General features: G+C 75.4%; 1 protein-coding gene. It reads right to left on the reverse strand.

The window, feature by feature from the left end:
* Positions 1 to 748, reverse strand: a 748-nt coding sequence (locus tag ACYVE9_RS29345) for a FecCD family ABC transporter permease (RefSeq protein ID WP_461030913.1), incomplete at its 3' end; no start/stop codon positions are given.
* Positions 749 to 753: the final 5 nt, after the last annotated feature.

The following is a 753-nucleotide window of genomic DNA, read 5'->3' on the forward strand; positions in this document are numbered from 1 at the left end:
CGAACGCGATCGGTCCGGCGGCGGCCACCCCCGCGCCGGTCAGCACGGTGGCCCCGAGCCCGCCGACGACGCGCACCGCGGCCACGTTCTGCCCGAGCCCCCTGGCCACGTCGTCACCGAGCGCCAGCGCGTCGAGTCCGCGTGCGGCGACCAGCACCAGCAGCAGGCCCACCAGCAGGAACGGCCAGATCTGCCCGACGATCTCGGCGTCCCGGCCGGACAGCGAGCCGACCTGCCAGAACCGGAACTGGTCCAGGGTCGCCGACCGGGTGGTCAGCACGGCGGCGACCACCGACGCCAGCAGCGCGTTCACGGCGGCACCGGCCAGTGCCAGCTTCACCGGAGTGGCGCCGCCCCGGCCCTGGTTGGCGATCGCGTAGACGGCGACGGCGGTGGCACCGGCCCCCGCGAACGCGAACCAGACGTAGCCGCTGAGGGTGTGCGCCCCGGCGAACGTCAGGGCGGCGACCACACCGACCGCCGCGCCCTGGCTGATGCCCAGAATGCCGGGCTCGGCGATCGGGTTGCGGGTGATGCCCTGGAGCACGCAGCCGGCCAGCGCGAGGGCCGCGCCGACCATCACACCGACGAGCGTCCGGGGCAGCCGCATGGTGCGTACGACGTGCGCGGCCGGGCCGTCGCCGCCGTGCAGCAGGGCGTTCCAGACCTCACCCGGTCCGAGCTGGCGGCTGCCGACAGCGAGGCTGAGCAGCACCACGACCAGCACGCCCACGGCGGCTGCGACCACCCAGC

The organism is Streptomyces sparsus (assembly GCF_054776295.1).